A 19,187-nucleotide genomic window follows, 5' to 3' on the forward strand; every position below is an offset into this window, starting at 1 on the left:
GCATGTACGGACTTCTCAAGGGGCTTCGCGTGGTGGAGGGAGCGGCGTTCGTGGCCGGCCCGACCTGCGGCCTGCACCTGGCCCAGATGGGCGCGGAGGTGATCCGCTTCGATTCCATCGGCGGCGGCCCAGACTTCCGCCGCTGGCCGCTGACCGAGGCGGGGGACAGCCTCTACTGGGAGGGGCTCAACAAGGCCAAGAAGTCGGTGGCGCTGAACCTGTCGAGCCCGGAAGGCCGCGAGCTGGCGGTGGCCATCGCCACGGCCCCGGGGGAGCACGCGGGGCTCTTCGTCACCAACTACCCGGTCGACGGCTTCCTGTCCTACGAGCGCCTGAAGGCTCGCCGCGCCGACATGATCTGCGTGCGGGTGATGGGCTGGGCGGACGGCGCCCCCGCCATGGACTACACGGTCAACGCCGCCGTGGGCGTGCCGATGATGACCGGCCCCGTCGACCGCGACGAACCGGTGAACCACGTGCTGCCGGCCTGGGACCTGCTGGGCGGGGCCTATGGCGCCTTCGCCCTGATGGCGGCGCTGCACGACCGCCGGGCCAGCGGCCAGGGGCGGGAGGTGCGCGTGCCGCTCTCCGACCTCGCCGCCGCCAGCCTGGCGCACATGGGGCAGCTGGCCGAGGTGCTGACCACCGGCGCGGATCGTCCACGCCTGGGCAACAGCCTGTTCGGCGCCTTCGGGCGCGACTTCGCCTGCGCCGACGGGCGGCGGCTGATGGTCGTGGCGATCACGCCCAAGCAGTGGCGGGGCCTGGTGGCGGCCCTGGGCCTCACGGCGGCGGTGGGCGCGCTCGAAGCGGACCTGGGGGTCGACTTCGCCCGCGACGAAGGCGCCCGCTTCACCCACCGCGAACGCCTCTTCCCGCACTTCGAGGCCGCCTTCGCCGCGCGAACCAGCGCCGAGCTGGGGCCGATGCTCGACGCCGAGGCCGTCACCTGGGGGCCCTACCAGAGCCTCCACGAGGCCGCGACGCAGGATGCGCGCCTGTTCACCGCCAACCCGGTCTTCCAGACCATCGCCCACCCGAGCGGCCTGACCTATCCGGCGTCCGGCCCGCCCGGCACCCTGGCCGGCGAGCCGCGGGGCGCCCTTGCGCCCGCGCCGCGGCTGGGGCAGCACACCGACGAAGTGCTGGCCGAGGTGCTAGGCCTGTCGTCGGGCGAGATCGGACGACTGCACGACGCCGGCCTGGTCGCCGGCCCGGAGACCCGCTGATGAGCCAGACCCCTTCGCCCGCAGCCGTCAGCGCCGAGGACGTCGAGGCCTGGCGCGCCTGGATCGGCAGGGTCGAGACCCACGAGGAGGTGCTCGACCCCGAGGCGCTGCGCCGCTTCGCCGCCGCCGTGGGCGCCGACCTGGAGGTGGAGCGGGTGCAGCCGCCGCTGGCGCACTGGGCCTTCTTCCTGCCCGTCGTCGCCGGGAGCGAGATCGGACCCGACGGCCACCCCCGGCGCGGCGGGTTCCTGCCGCCGGTGACGCTGCCGCGGCGGATGTTCGCCGCCGCCGACATGGGGTTCGGCGCCCGGCTGAGGCTGGGCGAGCCGGCCCGGCTGACCGCGACCATCGCCGACGTGCGCCACCGGGCGGGCAAGAGCGGCGACCTGGTGTTCGTGGAGGTCGACCGCGCCATCACCCAGGGCGAGGAGACCTGCGTGGCCGAACGCCAGACCATCGTCTACCGCGCCGAAGGCGGACGCACGCCGGCGGTGGAGCCGCGGCTGCAGGCGCTGGCGCCCGGCGACATGGTGTGGACGCCGGGACCGGTCGACCTGTTCCGCTTCTCCGCCGTCACCTTCAACAGCCACCGCATCCACTACGACCTGCCGTACGCGCGGGAGGCCGAGGGCTATCCGGGGCTGGTGGTCCACGGCCCCTTCACCGCGGCGCGGCTGCACGCCTTCGCCGAGGCCCGCGCGGGCCGGCGCCTGAGGACCTTCGCCTTCCGCGCCCAGTCGCCGATGTTCGCCGGCCAGCCGATCCGCCTGACGGGCGGGGAGGCCGAGGGGGAGGTGAGGGCGATCCGCGCCGACGGCACGGTCGGCATGACCGCGACGGGCGAGGCCTGACGCCCCGGCGGCTACTTCAGGGTGGCGAGATAGGCGACCAGATCGGCCCGCTGGGCGGGGTTGGGCAGGCCGATGAAGGCCATGGTGGTCTTCGGCACCGCCTTGCGCGGCGCCGCCAGGAAGGCGTCCAGGGCGGCGGGGCTCCAGGTCAGGCCGGCCGCCTTCATCGCCGGCGAATAGGGATAGCCCCTGGCGGACCCGGCCTTGCGGCCGACCAGGCGGGCCAGGCTGGGGCCAGAGATCACCTCGTCAGGCGTGGCCGAGTGGCAGACGGCGCAATGGCGCTTGAAGAGCGCCTCGCCTTCGGCGGCCCCGGCTTCGGCGCCGCCCGCCGCGGCGAGGGTGAGGACCGCGCCCAGGACCGCGGCTCGAACCAATCCAACTGACATCGCGCCTCTTCCGACTCCCCGCGGCCGACGCCGCAGGCGCACACTAGGCGGCGGCCGGGCCCCGCCAAAGCGGCGAAGCGCCGCCGCACCTTCGCAGCGCCCCGGCGCCGCGAACCCAGGCGGCGCCGGATCGCGACGGCGAATCCGCGGGCGTTGCGCGGGCCGGGCGCACAAGTCCGCGGCGTTGGGCGCCGCCCGGCGCCCACAAAGACCTCACAGTCAAGCTTCACGGCAGGTATTTGGGCTCGACGGCGCGAATACTCGCCCAGGTCAGTTGACGCCGCCGTGGGCGCTCTGATCAGGTCTACTTCGACAGAGGGGCTTGCGTTCTCTCAGGCATTCGCGAGGGATGAGCGCGCGCTTCAGGCGGTCTAGGCGGTCAATTTGGGCGGGGATGATTGATGTCGGGAAGATGGGGCGCGGCCTACGGCGTCATTGCGGCGCTGATCTCCAGTACGGTCCTGGCGCAGGAGCCGATCGCGCCTGAAGAGTTGAAGGTCGAACAGGCGATCAAGCCTGGGCCGAACGTCTACGTCACCTCGCCGTCCTGGGCGGGAGCGGGGGCGATCAGCATCTTTTCGGCCGACGACCTAAGCTACAAGGGCAACTACGCGACGGGCATGACCGGCCAGTTCGCCCTCGGCGCCAAGGGCGACGTCGGCTACTCGGCCTCGGCCTTTCCCAAGCGCATCACCTACGGTCCGATCGAGGCGGTGCTCCAGACCTTCGACATCTCGACCCTGAAGACGACGCAGGAGATCGAGATCCCGGCCAAGTTCGCCCAGACCGCGGCGATGCAGGGCGCGCTGCAGGTCACGCCGGACGGCGGCCGCGCCTATGTGCAGAACGCCACGCCGGCGACCTCGGTGTCCATCATCGACCTGAAGAGCGGGGCGGTGACCGCCGAGGCTCCCATCCCCGGGTGCTGGACCATCATTCCGGCGGAGGACGGCAGCGGCTTCTCCAGCCTGTGCGGCGACGGGACCATGCTGACGGTGAAGGTCGGCGCGGACGGGAAGCCGACGGGGCAGGCCTACAGCGACAAGATCTTCGACGTCGAGAAGGACCCGCTGTTCGTCCACTCCCAGCGGGTGAAGGGCGACCTCTACTTCCTGTCCTACAAGGGCGTGCTCTACCGCGTGTCGGACAAGGGCCCCGCGGCCAAGCTGGTGGAGACCATCCCGATCGCGGCGGGGGCGCCCGGCGACTGGGCCCCCGGCGGCTACGAGGTGATGAGCTACAGCGCGCCCTATGGGGTCATGTTCGTGCTGATGCACTCGGGCGCCAAGGACGGGAGCCACAAGAACCCCTCCGAGGAGATCTGGGCCGTCGACCTGGCCAAGAAGACAGTGCTCTACCGCTCGGTGGCGAAGGGGCTGACCCATGTGGCCGTCACCCAGGGCAAGGCCCCGCTGGTGTTCGGCGTCAACGGCCATGAGGGCGGGCTCTTCCGCTTCGAGGTCGATCCGACGGCCAAGTTCGCGGCGAAGCTCACCCACCAGATCGAGCTGAGAGAGGCCGGCTATGTCGTGGCGCCCTGACCATGAGCGCTGACCTGGCCCGGATGGCGGCGGCGACGGCCTGCGTGCTCGCGGCCCTGATCTTTCTGCGCGCGGCGCTGCACAAGGCCGGCGACGCGGGACGGTTCGAGGGCGTGCTGGCCGACTACGGCCTGGCGCCGGAGGGGGCGCTGCGGGCCCTGGCGCGGATCGTGCCGGCGGCCGAGTTCGCCGCCGCCGCCGCCCTGGCGCTCGAACCGTCGCGCATGGCCGGGGCCGGGGCGGGGGCGGGGCTGCTGGTCGCCTATGCGGCGGCGATGGGCGTCAACCTCGCCCGCGGCCGCACCGAGATCGACTGCGGCTGCGGCGGCGCGCCGGAGCCGCTGAGCTGGGCGCTGGTGGTCCGCAACCTTGTCCTGGCCGGCTGCCTGGCCCCCGCGGCGTTCGGCCTGGCGGCGCCTGCCGGCTGGGGCCAAGTGATGTCGGCCTGGGGCGTCGGCCTCGTCGCCTTCCTGGTCTGGGGAGGCATGGAGCAACTGTCCGCCAACGCCCGGCGGATGCGGCTTGACGTGCGCCTGGCGGCCGGAGCCGGGCTGGGAGGCGCCGCATGAACGCCCTCGTCTTCGCCGTCGCCGCCCTGTGGGTCCTGGTCCTGGTCATGGCCGGGGTGATCTGGGTGATGCTTCGCCAGATCGGCGTCCTCTACGAGCGGATCTCGCCGATGGGCGCGCTGATGGACAGCGCCGGCCCGCAGGTGGGCGAGGCCGCGCGCGCCTTCCTGCTGCCCAGCCTGACCGGCGCGGAGGTGGCGATCGGCGCGCCCGGGACGCGCGCCCAGCTCGTGTTCTTCCTCTCGCCCACCTGCCCGGTGTGCAAGCAACTGCTGCCGGTCCTGGCCAGCATCCGCGCCGACGAGGCGGGCTGGCTCGAGGTGGTGCTGGCCAGCGACGGGGAGGCGGACAAGCACCGGGCCTTCATCGCCAAGCAGAAGCTGTCGGCCTTTCCCTATGTGCTGTCGACGGACCTTGGGATGACCTACCGCGTGCAGCGGCTGCCCTTCGCCGTGCTGACCGACAAGTCCGGCGTCGTGCGCGCCAAGGGGCTGGTGAACAACCGCGAACAGCTCGAGAGCCTGTTCACCGCCCTGGCCGTGGGTGCGCCCTCGCTTCAACACCTTGCCGCGGCCCAGGCCGCCGAATGACGACCGATCGAACCAGGAGAATGGAAATTGTCTAATTTCTTCAGTCGGTTCAGTAAGGCTCTTGACGATGTGGTGCTCTCCGGCGCCCGCGCCAGCGCCCGCCGCCACGGCCGTCGCAGCGCCCTGGCCAAGGTGGGCGGATTCCTGGTGGGCGGGGCGGTGGCCACGACGCTGCCGTTCGACCGCGCCTTCGCCTCGACCCCAGCCGCGGGGGGCGGAGTGGACGACGACAAGAGCTGCGACTACTGGCGCTACTGCGCTCTTGACGGCTTCCTGTGCACCACGGCGGGAGGGACGAAGTCGAGCTGCCCGGTCGGGGCGGAAGCCTCGCTGGTGTCGTGGGTGGGCACCTGCCACAACCCGGGCGACAAGCGCGACTACATGATTTCCTACTACGACTGCTGCGGGAAGACCGCCTTCTCCGGCGCGCAGTTCTGCCTGCGCAGCGAGGGCGAGCGGCCGGGCTATTCCATGGGCCTGCACAACGACATCAACTGGTGCATGTCGAACGCCAACAAGGGCTACCACTGCACGGTCGCCCTGGTGGTCGGCGTGGCCGAGTGATGAGCCGGCGGGCGGGCGTGCTGGCGGGTGCGGCGCTGGCCGCGGCCGTGGCCGTCACGGCGGTCTCGGCCCTGGCCGCCGACGAGCCGGCCCCGCCGAAGACCACCTACGAGCTGGTCGACGGCATGTCGGCCAAGTCGCTCTTCCTCCTGCGCTGTTCCGGCTGCCACCGCACGGATGGGCTGGGGGCTCCGGAGGCGGGCGTTCCGCCGTTCCCCGGCTCGGTCGGCAAGATCGCCCGCGACGGGGAGGGCCGGGCCTATCTCATGCACGTGCCCGGCGTCGCCGGCTCGGGGCTGAAGGACGCCCAACTCGCCGCGGTGATGAACTACGTGCTCGAGGAGTGGGCGGCGGAGGAGGCCGAGCCCTTCACCGCCGAAGAGGTGGGCCGGCTGCGGGCCGCCCACATCGTCGACGTCGTCGCCTATCGGCGGGCGCTGGCGGCGCGGCTGGCCAAGAACGGCGTCGTGATCGCCGACTATCCCTGGCCCTGACAGGGCAAGAACACCGTACCCATGGGGGGAGCCTTGCGGACCGGCCGTGCGGCCGGGGAGCCGTTGTCGCGCTGTGACGTGGGCATCGGGCGCCTTCGCACGCCCATATTACTTTGAATTGAAAGTATGTGCGAAGCCGAGGCAGGCGATGCCTAAGTTATTGTGAATCAGTGCAATGTGACGATCTGATGATGTTTGTCGATGGCAAAGTAATTGACTCTCTCATAACTGCCTTCACCATCGATCTGTTTCAAGGGTGCGGCGCAAGCCCAGGAAATCGCGTGGTCCGGCGAGGTATATGCCCTTTCCGGAGGCGGGGATTTTTGCGCCCTATTGCGGGGGATCGTGATGAATGTGTCTGCAAACGACCTGGCGCGCCGCCCATTGTCGCGCCGTCTGTTGAACTGCGGCGTGGCGGGCGCCGCTCTGGGAGCCCTGGCCGGCGCGCCTGCGCAGGCGCAGGTCCTCGTCGAGGAGATCTTCGTCACCGCCCAGAAGCGGGCGCAGGACCTGCAGGACGTGGGGATCGCCATCACCGCCCTGAGCGCGGACCAGCTTCAGGCGCTGGGCTACACCAACGCCCAGGACGTGGCGGCCTTCGCTCCCGGCGTGGTCTCGGTGCAGCCGAACGGGGAGGGCAACTACTCCTTCGCCATCCGGGGGGTGGCCAACAACGACCTGACGACCAACGTGGAGAGCCCGGTCGCGGTCTATGTGGACGAGGTCTACATCAGCCAGATGTCGGGCACGGGCTTCCTTCTGTTCGACATCGACCAGGTGGAGATCCTGCGCGGACCGCAGGGGACGCTGTTCGGCCGCAACGCCACGGGCGGCCTGGTGCAGTACACCACCGCCAAGCCGGGCCAGGAGTTCGGCGGCTTCGGCGCCGTCGCCGGCGGCGAGCATTCGGACCTGGTGATCCAGGGCGCCGTCAACATGCCGGTCAACGACTGGCTGTCGGCGCGGCTGTCGGCCGGCGTGCACACCAGCACCGGCTACATCACCAACCGCGAGCACCCGGAAGAAAAACTCAACAACAACAATGACTACGGCGCGCGCCTGCAGATCCTGGCCGAACCGACCGACAGTTTCAGCGTCCTGTTCAACATCCGCGGCGGAGGGCAGGAGATCCGCACCGGATTCTTCGAATACGTCTCGGCGGTGAACGGGGGCGGCGTGCCCACGCCCGGAGCCCTGAACCCCCTGTTCGGCGGCTACATCGACACCGACGGCGACGTGTGGGCGGGGGACTACAACACCCGCGGCCACAACATCTCCGAGCTGTTCGGCGTGACCGGGACGGTCAAGTGGGCGTTCGGCGGCTGGGACTTCGTCTCGCTGACCGATTACCAGACCGTGTTCCGCGACTACATCGAAGACACCGACGCGACGCCGACGCGCTACTACGAATACTACCAGACCAACGACGCCCAGCAGTTCTCCCAGGAGCTGCGGGCCAGCCGCACCTTCGGGGCGCTGAACTTCGTGGCGGGCCTCTACTACATGGACCTGTCCAGCGATGATTCCACCGGCGGGATCGCGCCCGGCTACTACGCCGACCTCTACGGCCTGCCGGTCGACCAGCTTCCGGCCAACGGCGACCGCACGCCCTCCAGCTCGGAGACGAAGTCGTTCTCGGTGTTCGGCCAGGGCGAGTATCAGTTCAACGACAAGTGGACGCTGATCGCCGGGGCGCGCTGGATCTCGGAAAGCCGCGACTTCGTCTCGCGGCGCGAGGACGTGCTGTTCGCCGCCAACGCCACCAGCGGCCTGGACTCGCGCACCGTGGTGGAGACGACCTACACCGTCTTCGATCCGGAGAAACGCGAGGACTCGCTGTGGGCCGGGCGGCTGCAGCTCAACTACAAGCCGACGCCCGACCTGCTGACCTATGTGAGCTGGAACCGGGGGGTGAAGTCGGGGGGCTTCAGCCAGCCGCCGTTCGACCCCACCTCGGCGCTGATCGTGACGCCGGAGCTCCTGAGCTACGACCCGGAGATCCTCGACGCCTACGAGGTGGGGGCCAAGTGGGACGCGATCCCCGGCGCGCTGCGGATCAACTCGGCCTTCTACTACTACGACTACTCCAACTATCAGGCCTATACGAACTTCCCCGGCGGCCTGGGCAGCGCCACCGTGAACGCCCAGGCGGTCAACAAGGGCGGGGAGATCGAGATCGAGGGCTCGCCGCTGGCCGGCATGGATCTGCGCCTGGGCGTCGGCTACACCGACGTGGAGGTGACCGACGTGATCGGCTTCCCGGGCCAGACGCTGACCTCGGTGAACACGCCGAAGTGGAACATCAACGGCCTGGCGCGGTACGAATTCCCGATCGGCGAGGCCGGGACCCTGGCGCTGCAGGCGGACGCCCAGTACCAGTCCGAGCACTATTTCAGCCTGGACGTGACCCCGGCCACCACCGAGGACGGCTATGTCGTCGCCAACGCCTCGGCCACCTGGACCCCCACGGACGGCGATTGGAATCTCAGCCTGTCGGTGAAGAACCTCTTCAACGAGGAATACCTGGTGCAGACCTTCGACCTGTCCGACTGGATCGGCATGATCGAGGAATACTACGGCCGGCCGAGGTTCGTCAGTGTGCGGCTGAACTGGACGTTCTGAGGGTCAGGCCAGGGCCTCCAGCATGCCATGGTCCAGCATGTGCTCGGCCGCGCCGCCAAGCATGCGCAGGAACATGGCGTCGCCCCGCTCGGTGCGGGTGACGACCATGGCCGCGAAGAAGGCGGTGAGGAACAGAAGGTAGGCGCCCTGGCCATAGTGGCGGCGAAGGTCGTCCATGGAGTAGCCGGCGACGCCCCTGGCGGTCAGCTCGCGGTGGTAGAGACCCAGGAGTTCGGGCTCGGCCGCCCGGCGCACGTCCGCGGGCAGGGCGCCGGCCAGGAAATAGGCCAGGTCCGTCGGCCCGGCGCCGTAGGCGTAGCTCTGCCAGTCGAGGGTCGTCACCGGATAGCCGCCGCGGGCGCTGGCGAACATCATGTTGTCCGGCCGGAAGTCGTTGTGCGTGAGGCAGCGGGGACCGTCGTGCATCTCGGCCAGCGCCTCGAAGCGCGCGGCCATCCGCTCGCCCACCTCGATCCAGTCGCGCTCCATGCGCTCGCCATAGCGGTCGCAGAAGCCCTTCCAGAGCATGGCGACCATCTCGCCGCTCACCGGACTGGAGGGCGCGGCCTTGGAGCCGGACACCCACGGCAGCTCGTCGAGGCCGTCGTCGCCCCAGTGCGAGGCGTGCAGCTTGGCGGCCTCGAGCGTGACCAGCCGCGCCTGGTCGAGGCTGACCCCCTTGAGCTGGTCGCCCTGTTCGGCCGGCGCCAGGTCCTCCATCATCAGGACGAACTCGCTGGTCGCCTCGTCGACGTCGGTGAAGTAGCAGCGAGGGGTGTGGATCAGGGCCGTCGGGGCGAGCTGCTGGTAGAAGCGCACCTCGCGGATGTAGTTGCCGAGCATTACCCCGGTCGCGCGGCTCTCCTCGCCAGGGGAGGGGAACTTGCCGACCATCGAGGCCGGCGCATCCTCGCCCGCGCGTTCGTAGTCGAGCTTGAAGCGCACGCTTTCGCCGATCTGGCCCGAGCCGACGTTCCCGGCGCTGAAGCCCTTCACCACCGCGTCGACGCCGGCCGCCTGCAGCACCTCGGTGAGCCAGCGCGCGTCGATCGCGCCGGGCCTGCGGATGTCGGGGCGGCTCATGCGGGCATCTGGTGCACGTAGACCTCGTTCAGGGCGATGCGGTCGCCGTCGAGGATCACGAGGTCGAAGCCGCGCAGCCGGCCGCCGCCGCCGCCCACCTCGCAGTACCAGCGCCCGCAGAAGCCGCCGGGGATCGGCCAGACCTCGTCGGGGGTGTAGGTGATGGGCGGCGTGGCGGCGAACAGGCCGGTGAGGTAGGCGCGCAGGGCCTCCTGGCCGGTCAGACCCGCGGCGGTCTGGGGGTCCTTGTAGACGCAGTCGGGGGCGTAGAAGGCGCACAGTCCGTCCACGTCCTTGTCGGTCCAGGCCTTCAGCCAGCGGGCGTTGTAGTCGGCGATGTCGATGGCGCTCATGGGCTCCTCAGGCGCCCAGGACGCGGGCGCGGTGCTCCTCGGTGAACATGTCCGGCGGCAGGGTCTCGGGCCCGGCCATCACGGCGAAGGCGGCGGCCTTCAGGGACGGGTCGGCGGCGGACCGTTCGAAGAGGTCCCGGCGGCGGGCCTGGGCCCGTTCGCCGAACTCCATGTCGATGGTCGCCTGCAGCTTGGCCACGAACCTCAGCCGCCGCATCCGCTCGGCGCGCTCCTCGGCGTAGGGCGCGAAGGACAGGGCGCTCCAGTCGTCCTCGCCCTTCAGGAGTTCGGAGACGATCCGCACGTCGCGATAGGTGATCGACAGCCCCAGGCCCAGGATCGGGTCGTTCCAGCCGGCCGCGTCGCCGACCAGCACGATCCCCGGCGCGAACGGCTCGTCGGTCCAGGCGTCGGCGTTGAAGTAGCTGAACAGCGGCCCGGCGGGGCGGCCGGCCACCAGGTGCCGGTTGGGCGGGCTGCAGGCCATGGAAAAGGCGTCCAGGAACCGGCGCGGGCCGTCCGGCCCCTTGAAGCGCTGCGCCTGCTCCAGCGGATAGCCGCCGTAGACGCGCACGCGGCCCTGGCCCTGGGGGAAGGCCAGGAAGCCGAAGTCGCCCTCGGTGCCGATCGCCTGCAGATCGTCGGCCCAGCCCTCTGCGCCCTCCACGAGGAGGCCGGCGAACCAGTGGTGCGGCTTGTCCTGGTGCAGCTTGACGCCGGCGGCCTCGCGCACCTGGGAGGTGCGGCCGTCGGCCCCGACGACGAGAGACGCCTGCGCCTGATGGGTGCGGCCGCCGTGCTGGTAGGTCACCCCCGGCCGTTCGCCGCCGCGGACCTCGGACACCTGAACCCCGCGCAGGGCGCTCGCCCCGGCCTGGGCGGCGGCGTCGAACAGGGTCTGGCAATGGATCGGGTGGCGCAGGCACAGGGGGCCGGGCACGCCTTCCTTGAAGATGCCCAGCGGCAGGGGAGCGGCCTCGGCCGCCTCGGGCGGCAGGGTCTCGTCATAGGTGATGTGGCGGGTCAGGTGATGTCCGCCGGCGCCCATCAGGAGGTCGTAGAGCCCCAGGCGCTGGACCTCGGCCACGCCCCAGGGCGCGATCCACTCGCCGCGGACCTTGTCGACATAGACCTCGGTCTGCTCCAGCAGCAGGACCGACTTGCCCGCCCGCGCCATCACGGCCGCCAGCGCCGAGCCGCCGATGCCGCCGCCCACGATGATCAGGTCAAAGGTCTGCACGCGGCAGCGCCTCCTTGGCTCGCGTCTCCTCCCGTCCGGCGCTCTCTCCGCCGCTGGGGCGGACGGGCCGGTGTCGTGGTCACGAACTTTGGAGTCCTGCCGTCACGTCGCGCAAGCGCTTATCGGGCTTGGAGAATGATGACGTTGCGGCGCCTGGCGAAGTCAGGCGCCGCCGACCCGGCGGGCCTTCTCCACCATCATCTGCGCCTGGCGGATGGAGGCGGCGTCGATCATCTTGCCGTCCAGCACCACCGCGCCGCGGCCGGCGGTCTCGGCCTCGGCGAGAGCGGCGAGGATGCGGTGGGCCCGCTCCACTTCGTCCGGGCGGGGGCTGAAGGCCTCGTTCAGCGCCTCGATCTGCGTCGGGTGGATCGCCCACTTGCCGTCGAATCCGAGCGCGGCGGCGCGGCGGGCGCTCCATTCCAGGCCGAGCGGATCCTTGAAGTCGGCGTAGGGGCCGTCGATGGGCCGCACGCCCGCGGCCCGGCAGGCGACCACGATGCGGGCGAGGACATAGTGCCAGGGATCGCCCATGTAGAGGGCGCGCAGGCCGTTCACGTCCGGCTCGCCCAGCATCGAATAGTCCGGCACGGCCCCGCCGATCGAGGTGGTGCGCGCGCCGACCGAGGCGGCGAAGTCTCCGGGCCCGAAGTGCAGGCTCTCGACCCGGGGGCTGGCGCGGGCGATGGCCTCGGCGTTGACCAGGCCCTCGGCGGTTTCGATCTGCAGCTCCAGGCCGAAGCGCTTCCTGCGGCCGACGGCGGCCTCGATCTGGGTGAGCAGCACGTCCAGCAGGTGCACGTCGGCCGCGCTGTTGACCTTGGGGACCAGGATCAGGTCCAGACGTTCGCCCGCGCCTTCGGCCACTTCGATCAGGTCGCGGTACATGAAGGGGGTGTCGAGGGCGTTGATCCGCACCGACAGGGTCTTGTCGCCCCAGTCCACGTCGCGGGCGGCGGCGATCACGGTCCTGCGCGCGGCTTCCTTGTCGGGGGGCGCGACGGCGTCCTCCAGGTCGAGGAACACGACGTCGGCGGCGCTGGTCGCGGCCTTTTCGATGAACCGCGGCGAGGAGCCGGGCACGGCGAGCTGCGAGCGGTTCAGGCGGGCGGGGACGACGTGCTGGGACATGGCGCTCTCGATCGCGGCAGGGACGCGACCCGATTAGCAGCGCATGCGCCCCCCGCCCAGGCGCGATCTGGCGGTTCAGGCCTCGGCGGCGACCAGCACCAGGGTGACGTTGTCGCGGGCGCCGCGGTCCAGGCTGAGGGCCAGAAGCCCGTCGGCGGCGCGCTCCAGCGGCATGGCCGCCAGGATGCGCCGGATCTCCTCGTCGCTCACCGCGCCGGTCAGGCCGTCGGAGCACAGAAGGAAGACGTCGCCGGGCAGGATCGCGGCATGGCGCACGTCCAGCTCGAGCGGCTCGCCTGCGCCGACCGCGCGGGTGACGATGTTGGAGCGGCTGTGGCCCTGGGCCTCCTCGGCGCGGATCACGCCGCTGTCGACCATCTCCTGGACGACGCTGTGGTCGCGGGTCAGGCGCTCGAGCGCGCCGTCGCGCAGAAGATAGATGCGGCTGTCGCCGGCCCAGACGCAGGCGTAGTGGTCGTCGTAGGCCAGCAGCGCCACGACCGTGGAGCCGATCAGGGAGCCGTAGGCGAGGGCGGCGGCGCGCTCGACGAGCTCGCGGTTGACCGCCTGCAGGCGGTCGCACACCCCGTTCAGGAAGCCGTAGCCGGAGGTCGGCGCGGCGACCTCGGCCAGGGTCTCGACGATCAGGGCGGCGGCCACGTCGCCGGCCTCGTGCCCGCCCATGCCGTCGGCCACGGCCCAGAGCCGCACGTCGGGCCGCTCGATGTAGCGATCCTCGTTGAGGGTGCGCACGGTCCCGGCATGGGTCCGGGCGACCGAACGCAGGCCCAGGCCGTGCCTGCGGGACTGCGGAATGGGCGTGACGTCGGCAGGCGGTGCGCGCATGGCTGACAGGGCCGTCACGGGACGGGGCCCAGGGCGTCAAGCTCCTGGAGCTGGCGCTCGTAGGCGGCGCGGAAGGCGCGGCTGACCGGCCCGTCCGGATCGTCGTCGGCCTGGCGGCGGACGTCGGCGTAGAGCCTCTGGTACTCGGCCCAGGCGGCCGCGGCGCGCCCCTGCAGCACGAAGGAGCGACCCTTGAGCTGTTCCTCGATGGCGGCGGGGTCCAGGCTCTCCAGCGTCTCGCCCAGGGCGGCGCGCAGGCCGGCGAGAATGCACAGCAGGTGCTTCTTCAGGTCCTCGAAGCTGGCCCTGGCCGCCGCAGGCCCGGAGAGGAAGCCGTCGTCGCGCGCGCGCAGCAGGTCCACCGCCACCCGGTGGGCGGGAGCCCACTTGAAGGGATTGTTGCCCTCGGCCCGAACGGTGGTGCGGGTCATACGGTATTCGGTCTTGAGCGTGGTGCGCTCGCTCATCAGGTCCGACAGGCCGAGCACCATCTGCTGGTAGACCGCGCCAAGCCGTCGCATCACCTGGGCCGGGTCCTCGCCGGAGAAGGCCGAGGCGTCGAGCCTGGCGCCCTCGCAGAACGCCTCCAGCAGCGAGCCGTCGGTGGGGGGGCGGCCGGCGTCTGGGGCGTGGACCTCGGCCGAGGCCCAGTCGCTCGGCACCGCCAGCACGTCGCCGGTCACCGACATCGGCTTCAGCATGGGCTGGCTGAAGGGCGCGTCGAAGCCGGCGCGCTGGTCCGAACCGCTGTCGATGACGATCAGGTAGCCGCCCAGGCGGAACGTCTCGCCCTCGTCGATGGGCGCGGGCTCAAGGGGCTGAAGGCGGCGCCGGTCGGCGCCCACGAACACGCCGTTGGAGCTGGTGTCGCGCAGGGACAGCCGGCCGTCCTTGCGCGCCAGGACGCAGTGCACCCGCGAGACCGAGCGCTCCGGATCGGGGATGACCCAGTCGGCGGCGGCGTCGCGGCCGATCGTCAGCTCGCCATCGGAGAGGATGCGCGACTCGATCTGGTGGAACGGGTCGGACTGATGGAAAAGCCGGAGCGTGACCATGGGGAGTCCTCAGCGGGAGGCGGCGAGCGCCGCTTGCGGGCCGGAGTCCAGGCGGGCGCTGTCGAGGCGGGTGCTGTCCAGGTCGTCGTCGGGGGCGGCGAACGGGTCATGGGCCGCCGCCGTCGCGGACCTGCGCGGGGCGATGCTCCGCGCCGGCGCATCCAAGGGAAGCTCGCGCGTTCGGGCCTCGGCCGCTTCCAGCCGCTCCTGCATGGAGGCGGCGAAGCGGTTGAAGCCGTCGAACAGTTCGCCGAACTCGTCCTTGCGCTGGTGGGAGATGCGGAAGTCGAGGTCGCCGTCCGCGGCGTCGGCCAGGGCGGCCTTGAGCCGCCGGATCGGAAGGGTGAGCAGCCGCGCCATGGTGAAGCTCACCGCGATGACGGCGCCCAGGGTGACGAGGCCCAGCCCGATCAGAAGCAGGCGCGACAGCCGCGCGGCCTCGGTCAGCTCGGCCTTGCTGACGCTGACGTCGACGAGGCCGAAGGCGCGGCCGGCGTAGGTGATCGGGCGCACGAAGCGGAAGCCCTCGGCCCCCTTGGCGTCGTGGGTGCGGGTGACCTTCAGGTCGCCGTCGGTCTCGACCACCTGTTCGGCGGTCGGGGCGCGGTAGTACTGGCCCACCTCGGCTGGGTCGGTGGCGGCGCGGATCACGCCGTCCGCGTCGACCACGGTGAGCTGCTGGACGTTGGGGTCGCTGGAGGCGGCGGCGATGAAGGCCTCGACCGGCAGCCAGTCGCGCTCGCCCGGCGGCAGGGCGGCGTTCTCCACCGCGCGAAGGGAGGCGTTGCTGGCCACGAAGGACGTGATCGCCGTGCCGGAGGTCAGGGCCATCCGCTGCATCGCCTGGTCCTGGCGCTTCAGCACGCCGCCGACGCTGAAGAACAGCACCAGGGCGGTGATGGTGGCCATCACCAGGGTGACGCGGAGCTGCAGCGGCAGCGCCCGGCCCCTGGTCTCGGCCTCGTCCAGCACCGCGCCGTAGGCCGACAGCTCCCGGCGAAGGGCTTCGGCGAGCTGGGCGCCGTCGGCGAACCGGCGGTCGGCGCGCTTGGCCAGCAGCTTTTCGACGATGTACTGCAGCCCGCGCGGCGTGTCCGGGGCGAGGGCGTCGATGGGGGCGGGGTCCTGCTGGGCGATCTGCAGGGCCAGGGCCCCGGCGTTGGAGGCGGAGAAGGCCTTGCAGCCGGTCGCCAGTTCGTAGAGGACGACGCCGACCGAGAACAGGTCCGAGCGGCCGTCGATCTCGCCGCCGAGGGCCTGCTCGGGGCTCATGTAGCGGGGCGTGCCGATCACCTGGCCGACCTGGGTCTTCAGGGTCTCGGCCTCGAACCGCAGGCTGTCGGCCTCGGTCACCCGGGCGATGCCGAAGTCGAGGATCTTGATGGTGCGGCCGTCCTTGCCGACGACGATGTTGGACGGCTTGATGTCCCGGTGGATCACGCCCTGGCCGTGGGCGTAGTGCAGGGCCTCGCCCAGCTGGACGCCGATCGACATCACGTCGTCCGCCGGCAGCGAGCGGCCCTGGGCGATCACCTGGTCGAGGGGCTCGCCCTCGAGCATCTCCATGACGATGTAGGGATAGCCGTCGGCCTCGCCGACGTCGTAGATCGTCACGATGTTGGGGTGCGACAGGGCGCCGGCGGCCTTGGCCTCGCGCAGGAAGCGAGCCGCGCACTCGGCGTTCTGGCGGAATTCGCCCTTCAGCACCTTGATGGCCAGGACGCGATTGATGCTGGGGTCGTAGGCGCGATAGACGTCGGCCATCGCGCCTTCGCCGATGCGCTCCTGCAGCTCGTAGCGGCCGACCAGTTTCAGCACAGCCTGTCCTCCTGTCGGATCCTGGCGACGTGGGCCTCGGCCGATGCGACCGATCGCCTCAGGCTAGACCGCCGAGGTTAAGGGAAGACGAGCGCCGGACCGGGAAATCCGCGCGAAGCGTCAGGGACGCGCGCGCAGGGCCGCCTGGATGCGAAGCGCCCGGGCCATGTCGTTCTGAATCAGGAAGTTTTCCGGGTCGAGCTGAAGCGCCTCGCGAAGCAGGGCCACGGCGGTGTCGATGGCGCCGCTGTTCATGTTCTGCAGGGCCTTGCTGCGCAGGACCCGCGCGCGGGCCTTGGCGTTGACCTTGTCGGAGGTGGGCGAGGGGGGCGCGGCGACCTTGGGCGGCGGGGCCGGCAGGGTCTTGCGCAGGGGCGCGGGCGGGGCGGCCTTCTTTTCCGAGCCGGGGATCATCAGCTCCTGGCCGGCGGTCAGCTCCTCAGGCTTGGTCATGCCGTTGTAGCGGGCCAGGGCGTAGAACATCAGCCGGTCGCCGAGCAGGCGGTCGGCGAGGCCGGAGATCGTGTCCCCCGGCTTGACGACATAGGTGTAGTGCTTCTCCCCCAGTAGGGTCTTGGGGTCGACCTCGATCTGGCCCAGCAGGCTGCGGGCGGCGGGATGCCCCGGCTCGTCCTCGAGGGCCTGCAGAAGCTCCACCTTGGCCTGGGCCTCGTCGCCCTGGCCGAGCAGTTCGACCACCTTCTCGATGCGTTGCTGCACCGTCAGGCCGGGGGTGGCGCGCAGCGGCGCCGGGGCGGCCGGCGCGGGCGGCGGCGCCTTGGGGGCCGTCGCGCAGGCGCCGAGCGTCAGCGTCGCGGCCAGCAGCAGGGCCGCGGTGAAGCCTCGCACGTTCAGGATGCCGCCAGCGCGGGTCATCCGGCCACGCGCCGGCTCAGGTCCGCGCGCTCGCGATGCACCGGGGAGGCGAGCAGCATCAGCCAGTCGGGGTCGTTGACCAGCCGGACGAAGCCCTCGGCGGGCAAGGGACGGGCGAAATAGTAGCCTTGGAACATCTGGCAGCCGAGATTGCGGAGCGTCTCCACCTCATCGCGCGTTTCGACGCCTTCCGCCAGCACCGCGATGTCGAGGCCGCGGCCCAGCTCAACCAGGGCCTTGCAGATGGCCCGGCTGTCGGCGCGCTGGTCAATCTGGGTCACGAACTCGCGGTCGATCTTCAACTTGGTGAAGGGCAGGTTCTTCAGATAGCTCAGACTGGAGTAGCCCGCACCGAAATCGTCGATGGCCACGCTGACGCCCAGGCCGCGCAGGTCGCCGAACAGGCGGCGGGTGCGCTCGGCGTCCTCCATGGCGGCGGTCTCGGTGAGCTCCAGCTCCAGGGCCTCGGGCGTCAGGCCGTGGCGGTCCAGGGTGCGCAGGATCATGGCGTTGAGCGCCGGATCATGGAACTGCCGGGCCGACAGGTTCACCGCCATCTTCAGATCCTCGAGGCCCTGGTCCTTCCAGGCGCGGGCCTCGCGGCAGGCCGAGTTCAGCACCCACAGTCCGACTTCGTCCATCATCGAGGACTGCTCGAGCACCGGGATGAAGTGGGAGGGCGGCACGAAGCCCAGTTCCGGATGGCGCCAGCGCAGAAGCGCCTCGGCGCCGCGGACCCGGCCGCTCGCCAGGTCGACGACGGGCTGGAAGTGCAGCAGGAACTGCTCGCGGCGGATGGCCTGGCGCAGGTCCTGCTCCAGGGCGAAGCGCTCGCGCGCCTCGGCGGTGGACTGGGCGGAGAAGAAGGCGAGCTTGCCCGAGGTGGCCTTCTCGGCCTTGGGCAGGGCGGCGATCGCGCGGGTCATCAGGGTGTGCGGTTCGCCGCCGTCGCGGGGGTAGACGGCCGCGCCCAGGCCCACCTGCGGCGTCAGCTTGAGTTCGCCGTCGCCCAGCTCCTGCTGGAGGACGTAGGACATCGCCTGCAGCTCGCCCGCCGCCGTCTCCGAGGAGACCGCGCCGCGGAACCAGACGGCGAAGCAGTCGCGGTCGACCTGGGCCAGGGGCCGGCTGCGCGCCACGGCGCTCTCCAGGCGCCGGGCGAAGGCGGCCAGGGCGCGGTCGGCGGCGGCCTGGTCGAAGGCCGCCAGGCGGTCGTAGTCGACGAAGCGGATCACGCCCATCACCACCGGATCCACATGGGCGGCCATGTCGTCGGCGACTTCGGCGAAGAAGGGCTCGCGGGTGGGAAGGCCGCTGACGCCGTGGCGGTTGCCGAGGCGATGGCGCAGGGCGTTCAGTTGGGCGGCCAGGCGCTGGGCGTCGTGCATCATGCGCCCGGCTTCATCCCGCCGCCGGGGCGCATCGGCGTCCTCGTCCTCGCCGGCGCAGCCGCGCAGGGCGGCGGCGGTGACGGCGACGGGGCGCAGCAGGTGGGCCAGCACCAGGAGCGCCAGCCCCGCGGCGGCCAATGCGCAGACCACGATCGGCCCGAGCGCGAGCTGCGGCGCCGCGCGCGCCAGGGCGAACAGCACGGCGATCGGGAAGGCGGCCGCCGTCGCGGCCACCGCCAGCAGCTTGCTGCGGTAACCGAGCAACGGAAGGCGCGCGAACGCGCCGTCTAGCCACTGCCTGCTCATAGGTTGCTGCGCTCAGATCCCGGAAATCCCAGGACAGCATGCGGACCAGTTGCTGCCGCCCGGTGAATCTTCATGCCTAATGTTTCGTGACGCACGCAGAACGTGTGCCTTCGGCGGCCGCGCCCGTCGCCTTCAGCCGGCGCAGTTCCGCTTTGCGGCGCCCGCAGGCGAAGTAAACCAGTCGCAAGTTCAACTGCGACATCCGTTTTCCAATGATGTCTTTGGATTGATGTGAAGAT

Annotated in this window: 18 protein-coding genes; 8 read left to right on the forward strand and 10 right to left on the reverse strand. The window is 71.0% G+C overall.

The genetic code is table 11. The features are described 5' to 3' along the window. Positions 1–2 precede the first annotated feature (2 nt). Complete coding sequence (locus tag ACK4YQ_RS15315) at positions 3–1,229, forward strand: CoA transferase (RefSeq protein WP_409612383.1); 1,227 nt, start codon at positions 3–5, stop codon at positions 1,227–1,229. Then, positions 1,229–2,080 (forward strand): MaoC family dehydratase N-terminal domain-containing protein, encoded by an 852-nt coding sequence (locus ACK4YQ_RS15320; RefSeq protein ID WP_409612384.1) that lies wholly within the window; start codon positions 1,229–1,231, stop codon positions 2,078–2,080. The genes ACK4YQ_RS15315 and ACK4YQ_RS15320 overlap by 1 nt, the downstream gene beginning before the upstream one ends. 11 nt (positions 2,081–2,091) lie before the next feature. Here ACK4YQ_RS15320 and ACK4YQ_RS15325 read toward each other — a convergent pair whose 3' ends face one another. After that, a complete protein-coding gene (locus tag ACK4YQ_RS15325; RefSeq protein WP_409612386.1) occupies positions 2,092–2,469 on the reverse strand; it encodes a c-type cytochrome in 378 nt (125 codons plus the stop codon). Positions 2,470–2,870: 401 nt separating this feature from the next. Between ACK4YQ_RS15325 and ACK4YQ_RS15330 the strand changes: the two genes are divergently transcribed. The 6 genes from ACK4YQ_RS15330 to ACK4YQ_RS15355 all read left to right on the forward strand — a co-directional run bounded on the left by ACK4YQ_RS15330 (position 2,871) and on the right by ACK4YQ_RS15355 (position 8,849). Further along, on the forward strand, positions 2,871–4,010 hold the full coding sequence (locus ACK4YQ_RS15330) for an amine dehydrogenase large subunit (protein ID WP_409612388.1): 1,140 nt from the start codon (positions 2,871–2,873) through the stop codon (positions 4,008–4,010). 2 nt (positions 4,011–4,012) lie between these two features. Continuing rightward, positions 4,013–4,579: a MauE/DoxX family redox-associated membrane protein gene (locus ACK4YQ_RS15335; protein ID WP_409612390.1), complete on the forward strand. Its 567-nt coding sequence runs from the start codon at positions 4,013–4,015 to the stop codon at positions 4,577–4,579. Beyond that, positions 4,576–5,169, forward strand: a complete 594-nt coding sequence (locus ACK4YQ_RS15340; RefSeq protein WP_409612391.1) for a methylamine dehydrogenase — start codon at positions 4,576–4,578, stop codon at positions 5,167–5,169. The genes ACK4YQ_RS15335 and ACK4YQ_RS15340 overlap by 4 nt, the downstream gene beginning before the upstream one ends. Before the next feature lie 69 nt (positions 5,170–5,238). Further along, positions 5,239–5,733 carry a methylamine dehydrogenase light chain gene (locus ACK4YQ_RS15345; RefSeq protein WP_409612392.1) on the forward strand — a complete coding sequence of 165 codons (495 nt, stop codon included), beginning with the start codon at positions 5,239–5,241 and terminating at the stop codon, positions 5,731–5,733. Next, positions 5,733–6,227 (forward strand): c-type cytochrome, encoded by a 495-nt coding sequence (locus ACK4YQ_RS15350; protein WP_409612394.1) that lies wholly within the window; start codon positions 5,733–5,735, stop codon positions 6,225–6,227. The genes ACK4YQ_RS15345 and ACK4YQ_RS15350 overlap by 1 nt, the downstream gene beginning before the upstream one ends. A gap of 348 nt (positions 6,228–6,575) precedes the next feature. Continuing rightward, positions 6,576–8,849 carry a TonB-dependent receptor gene (locus tag ACK4YQ_RS15355; protein ID WP_409612396.1) on the forward strand — a complete coding sequence of 758 codons (2,274 nt, stop codon included), beginning with the start codon at positions 6,576–6,578 and terminating at the stop codon, positions 8,847–8,849. A gap of 3 nt (positions 8,850–8,852) precedes the next feature. On the opposite strand, the gene ACK4YQ_RS15360 is transcribed toward ACK4YQ_RS15355, so the two are convergent. The 9 genes from ACK4YQ_RS15360 to ACK4YQ_RS15400 all read right to left on the reverse strand — a co-directional run bounded on the left by ACK4YQ_RS15360 (position 8,853) and on the right by ACK4YQ_RS15400 (position 18,948). After that, positions 8,853–9,932: a phosphotransferase gene (locus ACK4YQ_RS15360; RefSeq protein WP_409612398.1), complete on the reverse strand. Its 1,080-nt coding sequence runs from the start codon at positions 9,930–9,932 to the stop codon at positions 8,853–8,855. Further along, positions 9,929–10,285 (reverse strand): YybH family protein, encoded by a 357-nt coding sequence (locus tag ACK4YQ_RS15365; protein WP_409612400.1) that lies wholly within the window; start codon positions 10,283–10,285, stop codon positions 9,929–9,931. The genes ACK4YQ_RS15360 and ACK4YQ_RS15365 overlap by 4 nt, the downstream gene beginning before the upstream one ends. A 7-nt stretch (positions 10,286–10,292) precedes the next feature. Beyond that, positions 10,293–11,525: an FAD-dependent oxidoreductase gene (locus ACK4YQ_RS15370; RefSeq protein WP_409612402.1), complete on the reverse strand. Its 1,233-nt coding sequence runs from the start codon at positions 11,523–11,525 to the stop codon at positions 10,293–10,295. A 162-nt stretch (positions 11,526–11,687) separates the two neighbouring features. Continuing rightward, the gene (locus ACK4YQ_RS15375) at positions 11,688–12,656 is read right to left on the reverse strand and encodes an HpcH/HpaI aldolase/citrate lyase family protein (RefSeq protein ID WP_409612404.1); all 969 of its coding nucleotides are present in this window, start codon (positions 12,654–12,656) and stop codon (positions 11,688–11,690) included. A gap of 75 nt (positions 12,657–12,731) precedes the next feature. Further along, complete coding sequence (locus ACK4YQ_RS15380) at positions 12,732–13,502, reverse strand: PP2C family protein-serine/threonine phosphatase (protein WP_409612406.1); 771 nt, start codon at positions 13,500–13,502, stop codon at positions 12,732–12,734. Positions 13,503–13,516: 14 nt separating this feature from the next. Next, a complete protein-coding gene (tagH, locus tag ACK4YQ_RS15385; protein WP_409612408.1) occupies positions 13,517–14,557 on the reverse strand; it encodes a type VI secretion system-associated FHA domain protein TagH in 1,041 nt (346 codons plus the stop codon). 9 nt (positions 14,558–14,566) lie between these two features. Further along, positions 14,567–16,375, reverse strand: a complete 1,809-nt coding sequence (locus ACK4YQ_RS15390) for a protein kinase domain-containing protein (protein ID WP_409612409.1) — start codon at positions 16,373–16,375, stop codon at positions 14,567–14,569. A gap of 120 nt (positions 16,376–16,495) precedes the next feature. After that, positions 16,496–17,251, reverse strand: coding sequence for a LysM peptidoglycan-binding domain-containing protein (locus ACK4YQ_RS15395; RefSeq protein ID WP_409612411.1), 756 nt, complete (start codon positions 17,249–17,251; stop codon positions 16,496–16,498). Next, positions 17,248–18,948 (reverse strand): putative bifunctional diguanylate cyclase/phosphodiesterase, encoded by a 1,701-nt coding sequence (locus tag ACK4YQ_RS15400; RefSeq protein ID WP_409612413.1) that lies wholly within the window; start codon positions 18,946–18,948, stop codon positions 17,248–17,250. The genes ACK4YQ_RS15395 and ACK4YQ_RS15400 overlap by 4 nt, the downstream gene beginning before the upstream one ends. Positions 18,949–19,187 lie beyond the last annotated feature (239 nt).

Source organism: Phenylobacterium sp., from assembly GCF_046291545.1.
Taxonomy (GTDB): Bacteria; Pseudomonadota; Alphaproteobacteria; order Caulobacterales; family Caulobacteraceae; genus Phenylobacterium.